Source organism: Burkholderia sp. Ap-955 (assembly GCF_011753045.1).
In the GTDB taxonomy this organism is placed as follows: domain Bacteria; phylum Pseudomonadota; class Gammaproteobacteria; order Burkholderiales; family Burkholderiaceae; genus Burkholderia; species Burkholderia lata_D.
Window position 1 is genome coordinate 57,756 of the sequence record NZ_VWWH01000012.1, and the last position, 13,996, is coordinate 71,751.

General features: G+C 62.1%; 14 protein-coding genes, 1 pseudogene and 1 riboswitch. Of the genes and pseudogenes, 8 read left to right on the forward strand and 7 right to left on the reverse strand.

What is annotated here, in order from left to right; genetic code table 11:
* Positions 1-105 precede the first annotated feature (105 nt).
* The gene (locus tag F3J15_RS09780; RefSeq protein ID WP_166890234.1) at positions 106-1,284 is read right to left on the reverse strand and encodes a chromate transporter; all 1,179 of its coding nucleotides are present in this window, start codon (positions 1,282-1,284) and stop codon (positions 106-108) included.
* On the reverse strand, positions 1,281-2,258 hold the full coding sequence (locus tag F3J15_RS09785; RefSeq protein ID WP_166890236.1) for a chromate resistance protein ChrB domain-containing protein: 978 nt from the start codon (positions 2,256-2,258) through the stop codon (positions 1,281-1,283). Before F3J15_RS09785 ends, F3J15_RS09780 begins: the two co-directional genes overlap by 4 nt.
* Before the next feature lie 209 nt (positions 2,259-2,467).
* On the opposite strand from F3J15_RS09785, the gene F3J15_RS09790 reads away from it, so the two are divergent.
* Positions 2,468-3,157 carry a response regulator transcription factor gene (locus tag F3J15_RS09790; protein ID WP_166890239.1) on the forward strand — a complete coding sequence of 230 codons (690 nt, stop codon included), beginning with the start codon at positions 2,468-2,470 and terminating at the stop codon, positions 3,155-3,157.
* Positions 3,138-3,476: pseudogene (locus F3J15_RS09795) on the forward strand (sensor histidine kinase); the annotation flags it as partial. The gene F3J15_RS09790 and the pseudogene F3J15_RS09795, both read left to right, overlap by 20 nt.
* Before the next feature lie 871 nt (positions 3,477-4,347).
* On the opposite strand, the gene F3J15_RS09800 reads toward F3J15_RS09795, so the two are convergent.
* The 5 genes from F3J15_RS09800 to F3J15_RS09815 form a co-directional block, all read right to left on the reverse strand.
* A complete protein-coding gene (locus tag F3J15_RS09800) occupies positions 4,348-5,091 on the reverse strand; it encodes a cytochrome c (protein WP_345891489.1) in 744 nt (247 codons plus the stop codon).
* The gene (locus F3J15_RS09805; RefSeq protein ID WP_240158766.1) at positions 5,088-5,807 is read right to left on the reverse strand and encodes a hypothetical protein; all 720 of its coding nucleotides are present in this window, start codon (positions 5,805-5,807) and stop codon (positions 5,088-5,090) included. The genes F3J15_RS09800 and F3J15_RS09805 overlap by 4 nt, the downstream gene beginning before the upstream one ends.
* Positions 5,753-6,202 (reverse strand): hypothetical protein, encoded by a 450-nt coding sequence (locus tag F3J15_RS37745; RefSeq protein WP_240158763.1) that lies wholly within the window; start codon positions 6,200-6,202, stop codon positions 5,753-5,755. Before F3J15_RS37745 ends, F3J15_RS09805 begins: the two co-directional genes overlap by 55 nt.
* A gap of 494 nt (positions 6,203-6,696) precedes the next feature.
* A complete protein-coding gene (locus F3J15_RS09810; RefSeq protein WP_166890244.1) occupies positions 6,697-7,773 on the reverse strand; it encodes a TIGR03118 family protein in 1,077 nt (358 codons plus the stop codon).
* 231 nt (positions 7,774-8,004) lie between these two features.
* Positions 8,005-8,412, reverse strand: coding sequence for a plastocyanin/azurin family copper-binding protein (locus F3J15_RS09815; RefSeq protein ID WP_166890247.1), 408 nt, complete (start codon positions 8,410-8,412; stop codon positions 8,005-8,007).
* Between the two features lie 271 nt (positions 8,413-8,683).
* Positions 8,684-8,865: riboswitch (yybP-ykoY riboswitch) on the forward strand.
* A gap of 50 nt (positions 8,866-8,915) precedes the next feature.
* Between F3J15_RS09815 and F3J15_RS09820 the strand changes: the two genes are divergently transcribed.
* The 6 genes from F3J15_RS09820 to F3J15_RS09845 all read left to right on the forward strand — a co-directional run bounded on the left by F3J15_RS09820 (position 8,916) and on the right by F3J15_RS09845 (position 13,932).
* On the forward strand, positions 8,916-9,914 hold the full coding sequence (locus F3J15_RS09820; protein ID WP_166890250.1) for a sodium:calcium antiporter: 999 nt from the start codon (positions 8,916-8,918) through the stop codon (positions 9,912-9,914).
* A 170-nt stretch (positions 9,915-10,084) separates the two neighbouring features.
* Entirely contained in the window at positions 10,085-10,357 is a 273-nt protein-coding gene (locus F3J15_RS09825) for a metal/formaldehyde-sensitive transcriptional repressor (RefSeq protein WP_166890253.1), read from the forward strand.
* Between the two features lie 12 nt (positions 10,358-10,369).
* Entirely contained in the window at positions 10,370-11,653 is a 1,284-nt protein-coding gene (gene dmeF, locus F3J15_RS09830) for a CDF family Co(II)/Ni(II) efflux transporter DmeF (protein WP_166890270.1), read from the forward strand.
* A 2-nt stretch (positions 11,654-11,655) separates the two neighbouring features.
* Complete coding sequence (locus tag F3J15_RS09835; protein WP_174945789.1) at positions 11,656-11,841, forward strand: DUF1289 domain-containing protein; 186 nt, start codon at positions 11,656-11,658, stop codon at positions 11,839-11,841.
* Positions 11,842-11,966: 125 nt separating this feature from the next.
* Positions 11,967-12,656, forward strand: a complete 690-nt coding sequence (locus F3J15_RS09840) for a response regulator transcription factor (RefSeq protein WP_166890239.1) — start codon at positions 11,967-11,969, stop codon at positions 12,654-12,656.
* Complete coding sequence (locus F3J15_RS09845) at positions 12,637-13,932, forward strand: HAMP domain-containing sensor histidine kinase (RefSeq protein ID WP_166890406.1); 1,296 nt, start codon at positions 12,637-12,639, stop codon at positions 13,930-13,932. The genes F3J15_RS09840 and F3J15_RS09845 overlap by 20 nt, the downstream gene beginning before the upstream one ends.
* Positions 13,933-13,996: the final 64 nt, after the last annotated feature.

Consider the following 13,996-nt stretch of genomic DNA (forward strand, 5'->3'; position numbering starts at 1 on the left):
TCTGTGTGGCTGTTAAGAGATGCTGGTGACAGGCCCGGCAGCGCGGTGGGATCGCAGGGCAACGCTTTCATGTCGTACGTCATGTTCGTCTCCCGGTGACGCGAGTCAGTGATGGAGAAGAGGGAAAGCCACGAGTCCGATGATGGCGGCTGCCGTCACGATCACCGGCTCCTGCAACTTCTTGAAGCGCCACAGCAGCAGCACGGTCGCAACGGCGAGCGCGGCTGTCGGCAGGTCGACGATCGATCGCTTCGCGATCACGAGGACTGAGCCTGTGATCGCGCCGACGGCCGCTGCGGTGATGCCGTCGACGAACGCCTTGACACCCGGCCGGTGGCCGTACTTCTTGACGTACGGTGCGGGAATAACCGTGAACAGATAGCAAGGCAGGAATGTGCCGAGCGCCGCGACGCATGCACCGGGAAAGCCCGCCACGAGATACCCGATGAAGCCGACGGTGATGACGACGGGACCCGGCGTGATCATCGCGACTGCAACGGCATCCACGAACTGCTTGTCGTTCAGCCAGTGGTGCTCCGTCACGACACCGCCGTACAGGAACGGCACGATCGCCAGGCCGGAGCCGAACACGAACGCGCCCGCTTTCATGAAGAACGTGCCGATCTGGACGAGCTGCGGCAGATCGATGCCGCTCAGCAGGCCGCTGGCCGCCGGAAGATTCGCAGCGGCTACGGCATGCAGCCCGCCCTTGTGAAGCCACTTGGGCGGGGCACGCCACAGCCATCCGATCAGCCCGGCGACGATGAAGAGCCACGCGATTTCCGACTCGGTGATGAAGGTCACGGCGGCCAGCGTCAGGAAGATCGCCCAGAGAAGCTTGTCGTGACCGACGGTCTTCGTCGTGAGCTTGTACGCGCTCATCGCGATGATCCCGACCACCGCGGCGCCGACGCCGTAGAAGACGGCCTGCATCCACGACAGCCCGCCGAAATGCGCGTACGCGAACCCGAGTGCGACCACCATCAGGAACGACGGCAGCACGAACGCGACACCGACCAGCGTCGCGCCGAGGAGGCGGTAGTGGACGAAGCCGAGATAGATCGCAAGCTGGGCCGCCATCGGCCCCGGTGCGAGCTGGGCCAGCGTGAGGCCTTCCTTGTAGTCGGCCTCCGTGATCCAGCCGCGACGCTCGACCAGGTCGCGACGCATGTAGCCTGCGAGTGCGACCGGCCCGCCGAAACCGAACGTGCCGAGACGCAACATGTAGGCGACCAGCTCGCCAAGCGAGTAGGTCGGTTCGGTCGTGGCGATAGCGGTTGTCATGACTTGGCCCCAGTTTCGTTCTTGCCGTTTGACGCGAAATGCGCGTACAGGGCGTCGAGCACGGCGCCCATCTGTTCGAGCAACTGGTCGTCGTTTTCCGTGCGCTGACGCGTGCCGGCCATCACGGCCTCGAAGCCCACCGCTTCAGGCGCGGCGGGACCGCCTACATCGAGTGCATGCACGATCTCGCCGAGCCGCATCAGCGCAGGGTCCTTGTCGAGCCCGAAACTGGCGAGTAGCACCTCGAAGGTCACGCGCTCGCCGACATGCGTGAACGTCGCACCGTCGAAATCGAAACCGAGCGCATCGACCGGGCAATCGGCCGGCGCCGCAAGCCAGATGAAGCGGGCGCGCGCGTCGATGAAGCGGCGGATCAGCCACGCACTGGCGACGCGATCGACCCACATCCGCTGCCGTGTTGCCCAGGTGCGGCCTTGGTACTCGTCGATCGCCAGCAGACGGATAGCGCCGTCCGCGGCATGCGGCTCGCCCGGCGACAGCACGGTATCGACCAGCGCGACGAAATCCTGCAGCGCGGCTTCGGCGCGGGTGGCCGAATCACCCGGGAAATGGTCGATCGCGCGGATGGCGTCGAAATCCTTGCGCACGCGGCGCAGCAGGCGCGTCAGTTCCGTGACCGACTGCCCGGCAAGTGTCTTGCGCGCGTCGGCAAGCGTCCGCGTGAAGGTCGCGTAATCGTCGGCCCTGTCGAACAGCGCGCGGAATTCCTGTTCCTGGGACGGAGTCAGGCTCGGCGTGCGCAACAGGTGGGCTGCGCCACCGCTCTCGGCAATGGCGTCCGCGAGCTCGCGCAGTGTCTCTTCATGCTCTTCGGTGTAGGGCAGCAGGTAAACGCCGTCGCGCAGCACTGCGCAACCCTTCGCCTTCAGCGCGCGCCAGAACCGCATGCGGGCCGTCGCATTTTCTGTTGGAAGGGTCAGAACGAGGAGCGACCAGGTTGAAGTATTATTCATGTAGAGAATGCTACTCATGGGTTACATTTTCTACAAGTTAACTTTTCGGGCAGTGCTTGCCGTGGTGCCACACCCGTCGTCAGCAGGCGGCGGGTAACCGCCATCGGGGTGATTTGAATGACTGGTGAGCCGCCTCGTCATCGCCGCGAGCCGGAATGCCAGGCGCGCGTGGCAGAATCGATCCGGCTTGCGGACCTTTGGAGAGCACCGTGCGCGTACTCGTCATCGAAGACGACGCCAGCATCGCGACCAACCTCTACGACTATCTGGAGGGTGCCGGCTACGAGGTCGACATGGCCATGAGCGGCCCCGCCGGCCTGAAGCTGGCCGTGTCGCAGACCTGGGACGCGATTCTGCTCGACCTGTCGCTACCGGGCATGGACGGGCTGACGTTGTGCCGCAAGCTGCGCGAAGAGAACCATCGCGATACGCCGGTGCTGATGCTGACGGCGAGGGACACGCTGGACGACAAGCTCGACGGGTTTGACCACGGCGCCGACGATTATCTCGTCAAGCCGTTCTCGCTCAAGGAAGTCGGCGCGCGTCTCGGCGCACTGGTCAAACGCTACCGCGGGCAGGTTGCCGAGACTGCGTTGTGTTGCGCCGACGTCTGCCTCGACCTGAAGACGCTGACCGTCGAGCGGGCCGGCCGGCCGGTCAAGATGCCGCCCAAATGCCTGCATCTGCTGCGCCTGCTGATGCAGACGCCAGGCCGGGTGATCGGTCATGCGGAACTCGAAGCCGAAGTATGGGGCGAAGCGCTGCCTGACAGCGACACGCTGCGCGCGCACGTCTACACGTTGCGCCGGGCACTCACCGCGCAGGGCGAACGCGATCCGATCGAGACCGTTCATGGTCTCGGGTACCGGTTCGTGGCGGATGAAGACCGTGCGCTTTAGTCTTCGCGCCAAAGTTGCGCTTTTCTTCTCCGCGCTGACGCTCGTGCTGCTCATCGCGCAGGCGCTGGGTGTCAAGACGCTCGCCGAAGCGCAGGAGGAACGACTGATCACCGCGCTGATTCGCGACGACCTGGCCAGCGTGCTGCGTTCGTATCGCAGCGACCCGGCGCTGATGCCGCCGTTCGACGTCCGCTTGAACGGCTATGTATCGGAGGCGGACCGCCCGCAATTGGCGCTGCCGGATTCGGTCACGCAGCTCGTCGACGGCATGCACGAGATCATTCTCGATGACCGCGAAATCCACGTCGATATGGCACCCAGATGATGTCTACCGATGACGCGGACCAGCAGATTTCAAGACCTAGCGCGTGCACCCAGAGACTCGGGCAGGTAAAGAAACACGCATTTCTGACCGGAAGTCGCATATTCATGCCCACGCTTGTTTGGCCTTCAATTTCTCCCGTGCGTTACAAGGTTGAAGTGATTAAGAGCTTCGGGCTGCTTCTAGACGCTAAGCGTCATCGCAGACTTCCGGCAGGAGCGTCGGCGTTCGGCAAGAAGCGGTCACGTTCAGGGACTGCGCCGTTTCAAAAGTGAATCATCCCTGGCATTCTTTTCCGTTTCCCGGGTGCACGAGCATATGGCCGCAGTGCCGTCGGGGAATGCAACTGCCGTGGCGGTTGTGTCCTCGCCGGGAGTGATCGGTGCCGGTGGAGTGTTCCCAGTTGCAGTCGACCAGTGTGTGCTTAACCTTTACTGGAATCCGTTGACAAACCGACCCCTCATCGATCCGCTGACCAGCTTGCCTTACGAGGTTCTGCTCACCAATGGGCAAGTTATATGGGGCGTCCTGTTCTGCGGGCACTTGGACGTCTTTCCTGAAAAGTGCTAGCGACGTGCCAACAATTGCGGGCCTGATGCAGATATTGGTGACAGTATCTATCTGGCTCCCGGCGCGAAGACTGCGCTATATAGTTCGGTTCCCGTCGGGACAACCGTGTTGCTGCCGGTGGTTATTCAAAGCGCGAGCAATTCCTACGTCCCGATCGTTGGTGGGGCCTTCCTGATTGATGCTCCTCGCCGAATATGGCGCGATTCTTCAGGTGCGGTCGAGCACGTCAAGTCCGTGGCCGCTTCCCGAGTGGTTCAATAGCCTGCTTGCACACGTGGTCAGAATCTATGTTGCTTGCTCACTCTTCGGTAGGTGGGGTCGCCGATGCCCCGGCTTCCGGCGGAAAGGCTTCTACGTACGCTGCGACCGCACGCATGTCCTGCTCTGACATGTTCGAGCACACGCTCTTCATGACCGCGCCACGGGGCCGCGTATCGGTTTCGCGGAACACCTTGAGCTGCTTCATCACGTAGTCCGCATGCTGGCCGGCGAGGCGCGGAAACCGGCTCATCCCCTCGCCATGCTGGCCGTGACACCCGATGCACGCCGCGACACCCTTGTCCGGCACGCCCGACATATAGATCGACTTGCCTTCGCTGATCAGCAAGAGATCGCCGGTGTCGCCGAGCGTCACGTGCTGGCTCGAAAAATACGTCGCAAGATCGTCGATCTGCGCGTCGGTCAGATGCGTGAAGCCCCACATGAAGCGCTTCGCATTCGGATCGGAGCGGGTGTGATTCTTGAAGTCTGTCAGTTGATCGACGAGGTATTCTTTGCGCTGTCCAGCGAGCTTCGGAAACGTCGGCGAGACTGACACGCCTGTCGCGCCATGGCAGTTCGAGCACACCTGCAACGCAATGGTCTTGCCCGGCACGGCTGGATTGTCGACCTCCCGCGACCGCTCCAGGTCGTGACAGGACACCCCGACGAGCACCGCTGCTATCGAGACGATATGTACAACTTTGTTCATGTTACGAACCTCCTGGCCGCAACATTTGCGATTCGTCGGATCGACTCCGTTCCGCTCCAGCGTGCAACTCACGTCGACACGCCATCTGGCGGCATCCGCTTTCGATCGAAATGCGACATGTGCGAAACCCTCCCGTTACAGGTATTCCAACTGGCCGGACGAACGGGGAACGCCGGCCGCGTCGTAAAAACGAAGCGACCCATAGATACAGGAACAGCGTATCGTTGTCCCTCGCGTTGCGGCCATTGCCGTCGTAGTTGGTCTTCGCGCCGAGGAACTTGCTGAAGTGCGTGTACTGCAGGCCGACTCTTACATATTGAATCGGAATCCAGAATATCTCGGGCATCCAGCCTTGCGTGTTCGGATAGAAATTCCCGCTTGCCGAGTATCGCGCGCTGTCCGGTGTACCGGTTGTATTGAAGATACGACAGCGCGACACCGTACTTGTTCTGATAGACGTATCCGGCCTTGAGCCGCAACGAATTGAGGTTCGCCGCCGTGTTGTCGGCCAGCACGAAATTGTTCGGATCGTGAATGTTCTCGCGCACATAGCGCGCCTGCGCGGTAATCGTGTGCGGCTCCAGCAGGTACTCGTACTGCGCGTCGAAGCCGTAGTCGCGATAGCGCGTCACGCCGGTGCCGAAGATCGGGAAATTGTTGGCGTCGTTCGGATAGACGTCGACGCTCATCCCGAACGCGCCGACCATCACGCTGTGCGGCCCCCAGTCGTGCGTCAGCGCAATGCGCGCATACGGGTTGTAGCCACGCAGGTAGACTTGCGGGTGCACCGGGTTCCCTTGGTCGTTGCCGCAGTGATCTTTCCGGCGAGGAACACGCTTGCGAAATCGAACATCGGCAGGCCGTTCTTGGTATTGATCGGATTGCCGCTGGCATCGCTGTTCGCTCGCGTCTTGCTCAGGTCGCCGATGGCCATCGCGGCGAGCGGTATCGTGCGCTCGCCCAACGTGTAGCCGTTCAGCGTGAACAAGCGCCCGTACGGCGTGAGTTCCGGAAACTGACCGCCGGCGTGGCACGCCACACAACTCTGTCCGGTCTGGCGCGCAAAGATCGGCAGTGCATGCGCAATGGATGCCGGCAGCAATGCGAGCGCCGTGAGCGCGACTATCCAGGCACGGCGAAGGCAGTGACGAGAACCGGCATGTCTGGCAAAAACCGTTGTCATGTCTGTTTCTGCTGCACGGTGCCTCGCCGATTGTTTTGGCGGTGCTGAAGACTGATCTGCGTATTACTTCGTTGCGCGATGGTAAGAGACAGCGCGTTCGGGCTGGTGCAACGCTCTCCGACGAGACTTTGAGTCCCACGCTACGTCTTAATTGTGCAAACGTGCGATGGGGGCCAACATGGAGTACCTCCCCGTTCTTACGGTCTGACGTTCACCCAAAGTTGGGGTGATCGTCCTTATCGTGTAGGAAATGGCGGTTGGGTGCGTCAGGCGGGGCGTCACCCTGCAACCGCCGCATTTCGCATGAAAAGTACGCATACCCCGCACTGCGCTCGCAGTTCTCGGGTAGATCCATTCAACCAAATCAGTCACTTCCTGACGGGGCGACGCCTGGTTGCGCGGCACCCGCCGGGGATGCAGGTACAGCCGCGTCCGATCATTGTCCATTCGCGTTGAATTGTGCATCGCCCGAGGACTCATCCCGGCGATCGCGATCACGGCCCTACGTCGATTCGGCCATAAAGGCCGTCCGCTTCGTTGTTCGCTCCGGCGGCGAAGAACAGCGTATTGGTGGGTTGACTGTTGAGCCCATTACCGAATGCGATGCCCCACAACCCCGACTCGATGATTGCGCTGCCGTCACCTTGCTCGAGGGTCCCGAGCATCATCCCGGAAGTCGCATCGAACGCGTGGATCATGCCGTCGCCAAAGTTGCCGACCAGGACGGCGTTGCTGAAACGCCCGAAATCCGTGGGCGCCTGTACCATGCCCCACGGCGCATTCAGCGGCCCGCCGGTGACGAAGCGCTGCAGGAATTGTCCCGACGGACTGAACACGTCGACCACGCCCAAGCCTGCGCCTTTGACGTCATCATGTGCTGCCGCGTCCTGCTTCGCGTAGGCGACGAACAGTTTCGAGCCGATCGCCTGGATGCCAAACGGCGCAAATCCCGCAGGCAAGGCGGGATCCTGAAACGCACCCGCCAGCGTGACTTTGGCGAAGGTCCGGTCGAACACGTCGATCCGGTTGTTGTGGAAGTCCGTCGCGTACAGGAAATTCGCCCCGTTGTTGCTGGCCATCGCGAGCCCCTTGTAGACGGCGCTGCCGCCGCTGTCGAACACCGTGATGGCCGACATCGTGTTGACCGCGGGCGACCATGCGGTCATGGTCCCGCCCTCGCCAACGAAAATGAACGCAGCAGGCCCCGATTTGGCACCCTGGGTCACCATGAAGTCATTCGTGCCATTGAACACGATCCCGGTCGGGTTGGGGTCGCCGCTCGTGCCGGGCGGGATCGTCACGACGAGCGATTGCGGCACGCCGTTGCCATCGTAGAGCGTCGCGTGCTGCGTGCCGTTATCCGCGACCCATACGAAGCCCTTGGGATTGAAGGCGATGCCCCATGGATTCTTCAGGTTGGTATCGACGTGCGCAGCCGGAACAGCGCCGTCGGAGACCAACGCACTGACCGTGTATTGTCTCTCGTGAGACGAACCGCCACCACACGCCACGACGCTCGCCAGCACGACAGCCGACAACGCAGCACCGAACGCCGGATGGATCTGTTTCATGATGGAACTCCGAACGTGGAAGAGCCGTTAGTAAACGAATAGGCACCCTCGTTTATTCCGTCCGTCTCGGCCGCGCAGCATGAATTTTCGAAGCATGGTCACCGAAGCGCACTCACTCCGCTCGATATCGATCCACGGTTCGCGGCGGGAGCTGAACGCCAATGCCCGTCAGTCTCCTCATATCGACACGCGTCGTTGACGACCATTGTTCGAGCAGGCCCGCCTTGCGATTCAGGGTGCCACGACAAGGGTCGTGTGCATACCGGCTTCATAGTGGCCCGGCTTGTTGCAAATCAGCACGTAGTGGCCGGGCGGGAGCTTGAATGACACGCGTTTGCTCTGACCAGGCGCGATATCTTCGACTTCCCCGATTTTTCTCAGTTTGTGCTCCATGACCAGCCCTTCTCCGACAGGGAGCGCATCGTCAGCGAGATCCGTCTTGATCACGACGAGTTCGTGCTCCATGTTGTCCGCGGCATTTTTGACGTCAAACGCGACGCGACCCGACTTCACGTTGTGCGTGTTGAGCTGGATCGTGTTCGATAGCAATGTCGCATCGACTGTTTGCTGCGCCCAACTGGCATGCGATGCGATCCCCAGCGCGGTCGCGGCGACGACGATTCTGTAAATAGCCTTCATGGTTGCCTCCATGTGCATCGAAGCATCGCGTCTGCCGTGCGCCATTCATCGAGCACACGAACGCCCCTGCCTGTGTGACGGCATGAACGTTTCTGCAGCGCGCGATACGTACGGTAAACGTACGCTTCGGCACACTTATTCCCAGGGCGCAAGGGCCAGCGATTTTTCAGTGTCGTGGAAAGAGAACATCGCCGAGAGCCGAACTCCGCGTGCCATTGCAGCAGTCGCGGCTGTAGCGTCACCCCTATCGACGCAATAGCCGGATATAATCGCTCCCGTCTTAGGGGAGTAGTCTGCTTTGCCATTCGAGGCAAAGCGCCGTCGTCAACATAATTGGCATCCCATGCCATGGCGCCGGCAGCCGTTCCACGGCCCGACGAGACCTTTGACGCCTTCCTTCCACCCGAGCCGGGCGAAGGGCGGCGTCATTGGTTAAGTGGCCCGGCTCGTGGAGAACTACAAATGCTGTTCGCACCCCACACCCACATCCAGGGGCGACTGTCATGATCATGACCTTCGCTCTGCTCATCGCCGCTGCCGGCATCATCTACTTCTCGTGCGAAACGTTCGTCAACGGCGTTGAGTGGCTGGGCCAGAAGCTCAATCTGACGCAGACGGCGACCGGCACCATCCTCGCTGCATTCGGCACCGCGCTTCCGGAAAGCGTTGTGACGCTCGTCGCCGTGGCGTTCGGCAATTCACCCGCGCAGAAGGAAATCGGTGTTGGCGCCGCGATTGGCGGACCGCTCGCGCTAAGTACGGTCGCATATGCGGTCGTCGGCATAGCGTTGCTGGCAACTGCCCGTCGCGTGGGCAAAGTGCGGGCCGGCGCGATCGATGCCGACGTGAAGCGTCTTCGCCGTGACCAACTCTGGTTTCTTGCGATTTTCGTTGTGAAGATCGGACTCGGCCTGATCCTTTTCAGCTTCAAGCCGTTGCTCGGTCTTGCCTTTCTCGCAGCCTACGCCGTCTATTGCTGGAAGGAGTTGACCGCTTCCGATGACAGCGACGAACACGGAGAACTCGAGCCGTTGAAGCTGCGCCCGCGCGATGCAAATCCGGCCATGTTCTGGGTGGCGTTGCAGGTGACTGGTGCGCTGGTGGTCATCTTCGCAGCATCCCATTTGTTCGTCCGCCAGATCGAAGCTGTCGGCCCGTGGCTCGGACTGAGCCCTCAGCTAACAGCCTTGCTGTTCAGTCCGATCGCGACCGAATTGCCCGAAATCATGAACGCGGTGATCTGGGTGCGACAAGGTAAGGAGCGGCTTGCGCTGGCGAACATCAGCGGCGCAATGATGATCCAGGCGACGATTCCCACGGCATTTGGTCTGTTCTTTACGCCATGGCATCTGGCAACGCCTTCCATTCTCGCCGCAGGCATCACGTCACTGGCGATCGTCTTCCTGCAATGGTCGTTCCGTGCAACGCAGGTGCGCAGCCGGCAACTCGCGCATGTCGGCTGGTTCTACGCGGTCTTCGCGGCATTGCTGTTTGTCATCTGACGAAATCCGCGGCGGTATCGAATCCCGAGGATCGATACCGCCGGATGTGCATTGCCGGCCTCTGTCGGCCTGTCTCGCTCGAACCTTGCATTAACCCGACATATACCCCTCCTCCCTATATCGAATCGGGAATTGGAATATACTCCCCCCCGCTATATGAAGGAGCCACCATGAGCCACACCATCAAGGAAAAACAGAAGCTGCTGAATCGCGTCCGCCGCATCAAGGGGCAGGTCGAAGCGATCGAGCGGGCGCTGGAGGAAGAGCGCGGCTGCAACGAAATTCTCCAGCTCATCACGAGCAGCCGCGGTGCGATGAACGGGTTGCTCGCGGTCGTGCTCGAGGATCACATCCGCAGCCACCTCGTCGATGCCGAGGGGCACGAGGACGAAGGCAGCGCGACCGAACAGCTGATCGAAGTCGTTCACAGCTATTTCAAGTAATCAGGTGAAGCGATGAGCGAATTCAAGGATGCCGCCTTTGGCGCGGGTCACGACCATATTTTTCTGGGCGCTGCCCACGAGAAGAACGAGCGCAGGACCTGGATGGTGATCGGCCTGTGTGCGGCGATGATGGTGGCCGAGATTGTCGGCGGCTCGATCTTCGGCTCGTTGGCGCTCATCGCCGACGGGCTGCACATGTCGACGCACGCTGGCGCAATGCTGATTGCTGCGCTTGCGTACACCTATGCACGCAAGCATGCGAGCGACCCGCGCTTCGTATTCGGGACCGGGAAGCTTGGCGACCTGGCTGGCTTCACGAGCGCGATCGTGCTCGCGATGATCGCGCTGCTGATCGGGTATGAGGCGGTCGCGCGCTTGCTCGCCCCGGTGCCGATCCATTTCGGCGAGGCGATTCCGATTGCGGTGGCCGGCCTGCTCGTCAACATCGCGAGCGTCTGGCTGCTGAGCGGCGATCACCATGGCCACGGTCATGGTCACGGCCATCATCACGGGCACGCCCATGGCGGTCACGACGATCACGCGCACGAAGAGGACATGCACACGATCGTCGATCGGCAGGGCGCATTCCTCGTGTCGGTGTTCGAGGAGGGGGTTCCTCCCGTGTTCCGCGTGGCCCCTGCCACACGCGATACGACGCTCGTCGATGCGAAGGCCGTGTCGGTGACGACGATTCGTCCGGACGGTTCCTGGCAGGCATTCGCGATGACAAGTCGCGGTGGCTATCTGGAGTCGGTCGACGCTATCCCTGAGCCTCATGAGTTCAAGGCCATCGTTCGATTGAACGGTCGCGAGCATGAACTGGCGTTCGAAGAGCACGATCACGGTACATCGAGCTCGGCGACGCGGGATCACAACATCCGCTCCGCCTACATTCACGTGATTGCCGATGCGGCAGTCTCGGTTCTGACGATCATCGGCCTGTTGCTCGCGCGTGCGTTCGGCTGGGTCTGGATGGATCCGCTCGCCGGCATCATCGGCGCGCTGGTGATTGCGAACTGGTCGTACGGCCTGATGCGCGACACGGGTGGCATCCTGCTCGACATGAGCCCGGATCGCCGGCTGGCGGACAACGTGCGCACTGCCATCGAAGGCGGCGGCGACCGGATCAACGATCTGCACGTCTGGCGCCTCGGGCCGGGTCACATGAGCGCGGTCGTGTCCGTCTCAACCGACGACACGGCACGGGATTCGCGCTTCTATCACGGCCTGCTTCAGCGCTTCAAGGATCTGTCGCACGTGACTGTCGAGGTCGTGCCCGCCGCGAGGGGGCACTGAGGATGGCAGTCAAATCGCCTTGCGTCGAAGTGTGCTCGTTCGACGGCAGGACCGGCTACTGCGTGGCGTGCCTGCGCACGCGGGACGAAGCCCGCGGGTGGAAGAAGATGACGGACCATCGGCGTCACCAGATCGTGAACGACCGGGCCCGGCGGGAGGCAAAGCTGCCCCGGACGACAACCGACTGAACGCAGATGAGCTTGATCTGATCATTTCAGCGAGAGCCGTCATCACGCGGCCGACTCCGCGTCGATTCCCCTCGCCAGGCGCGCGTGGCAGAATCGATCCGGCTTGCGGACCTTTGGAGAACACCGTGCGCGTACTCGTCATCGAAGACGACGCCAGCATCGCGACCAACCTCTACGACTATCTGGAGGGTGCCGGCTACGAGGTCGACATGGCCATGAGCGGCCCTGCCGGCCTGAAGCTGGCCGTGTCGCAAACTTGGGACGCGATTCTGCTCGACCTGTCGCTACCGGGCATGGACGGGCTGACGTTGTGCCGCAAGCTGCGCGAAGAGAATCATCGCGATACGCCGGTGCTGATGCTGACGGCAAGGGACACGCTGGATGACAAGCTCGACGGCTTTGATCATGGCGCCGACGATTATCTCGTCAAGCCGTTCTCGCTCAAGGAAGTCGGCGCGCGTCTCGGCGCACTGGTCAAACGCTACCGCGGGCAGGTCGCCGAGACTGCGTTGTGTTGTGCCGACGTCTGCCTCGACCTGAAGACGCTGACCGTCGAGCGGGCCGGCCGGCCAGTCAAGATGCCGCCCAAATGCCTGCATCTGCTGCGCCTGCTGATGCAGACGCCAGGCCGGGTGATCGGTCATGCGGAACTCGAAGCCGAAGTATGGGGCGAAGCGCTGCCTGACAGCGACACGCTGCGCGCGCACGTCTACACGTTGCGCCGGGCACTCACCGCGCAGGGCGAACGCGATCCGATCGAGACCGTTCATGGTCTCGGGTACCGGTTCGTGGCGGATGAAGACCGTGCGCTTTAGTCTTCGCGCCAAAGTTGCGCTTTTCTTCTCCGCGCTGACGATCGTGCTGCTCATCGCGCAGGCGCTGGGTGTCAAGACGCTCGCCGAAGCGCAGGAGGAGCGACTGATCACCGCGCTGATTCGCGACGACTTGGCCAGCGTGCTGCGTTCGTATCGCAGCGACCCGGCGCTGATGCCGCCGTTCGACGTCCGCTTGAACGGCTATGTATCGGAGGCGGACCGCCCGCAATTGGCGCTGCCGGACTCGGTCACGCAGCTCGCCGACGGCACGCACGAGATCATTCTCGACGACCGCGAGATCCACGTCGCAATCGTGCCGCTCGGCGCGGGCCGCCTCTATCGTGTGTATGACTTCAGCACGTACGAGCAGCGATTCCGGCAGGTGATCAACGCGCTGATGGCCGGCACCGGCGTGTTCGCGCTGCTCACGATCTGGTGCGCGTTTTGGCTGTCGGGGCTGCTGGTGCGGCAGGTCGCGAGCCTGGCGCAGCAGGTGAAGTCGCTGCGGCTCGGCGGATCGGCATCGCTCAATACCGGGAAGTACGATGAGGCTGAAGTGGGCGAGCTGGCCGAAGCGTTCAACGACTATCACCGACGCATGGCCGAGATGGTCGAACGTGAAAAGGAGTTCGCCGGGAACGTCAGTCATGAACTGCGCACGCCGCTGACCGTGATCAAGACCAGTTGCGAACTGCTCGAGCACGACGCATCGATCGGTGCGAAGTCGCGCGCCCGACTGCAGCAGATCGAACGCGCCGCGGACGGGATGAAGGATCTGGTCGACGCGCTGCTGCTGCTCGCGCGTGAGAAACCGCCCGCCGACGTCGGGGCCGTGTGCCTCGTCGGCGCGATCGAGGAAGCCGTCGATCCGGCTGCCGCGACGCTGAACGCCAAAGGTATCCAGATTCGGATCGACATCGATCGCAGCGTGCAGGTGGAGACCAGCCGCTCCGTGCTCGGGCTGGTCCTGTCGAATCTGATCGACAACGCCGTTCGCTATACGGATCGCGGCGAGATCGCGTTCTCCTTTGCGGACGGCTGGCTGCACATCGAGGACACCGGGCACGGCATCCCCGCCGATGCGTTGCCGCATGTGTTCGATCGCGGCTACCAGGCGCGCACCGCAGCACCGGGTTTCGGCATCGGTCTGTCGATCGTGAAGAAAATCTGCGATCGCCATGGGTGGGCGATCCGGATCGACAGCGAGCCGGACAAAGGCACACGCGTGTCGTTGCGCCTGCCGGCCGCGAAACCGGCGCGAATCGAGTCGACCTGACCCTTTGTTGACGAAAACTTCACAACCGGTTGCGTAGTATCCGGGCCGAAAGCCGACACATCGG

Coding starts and splice junctions, on each gene's coding strand:
- F3J15_RS09780 (WP_166890234.1), bottom strand. CDS start 1,284: ATGACAACCGCTATCGCCACGACCGAACCGACCTACTCGCTTGGCGAG.
- F3J15_RS09785 (WP_166890236.1), bottom strand. CDS start 2,258: ATGAATAATACTTCAACCTGGTCGCTCCTCGTTCTGACCCTTCCAACA.
- F3J15_RS37745 (WP_240158763.1), bottom strand. CDS start 6,202: ATGACAACGGTTTTTGCCAGACATGCCGGTTCTCGTCACTGCCTTCGC.
- F3J15_RS09810 (WP_166890244.1), bottom strand. CDS start 7,773: ATGAAACAGATCCATCCGGCGTTCGGTGCTGCGTTGTCGGCTGTCGTG.
- F3J15_RS09815 (WP_166890247.1), bottom strand. CDS start 8,412: ATGAAGGCTATTTACAGAATCGTCGTCGCCGCGACCGCGCTGGGGATC.
- F3J15_RS09820 (WP_166890250.1), top strand. CDS start 8,916: ATGATCATGACCTTCGCTCTGCTCATCGCCGCTGCCGGCATCATCTAC.
- F3J15_RS09825 (WP_166890253.1), top strand. CDS start 10,085: ATGAGCCACACCATCAAGGAAAAACAGAAGCTGCTGAATCGCGTCCGC.
- dmeF (WP_166890270.1), top strand. CDS start 10,370: ATGAGCGAATTCAAGGATGCCGCCTTTGGCGCGGGTCACGACCATATT.
- F3J15_RS09835 (WP_174945789.1), top strand. CDS start 11,656: ATGGCAGTCAAATCGCCTTGCGTCGAAGTGTGCTCGTTCGACGGCAGG.
- F3J15_RS09845 (WP_166890406.1), top strand. CDS start 12,637: ATGAAGACCGTGCGCTTTAGTCTTCGCGCCAAAGTTGCGCTTTTCTTC.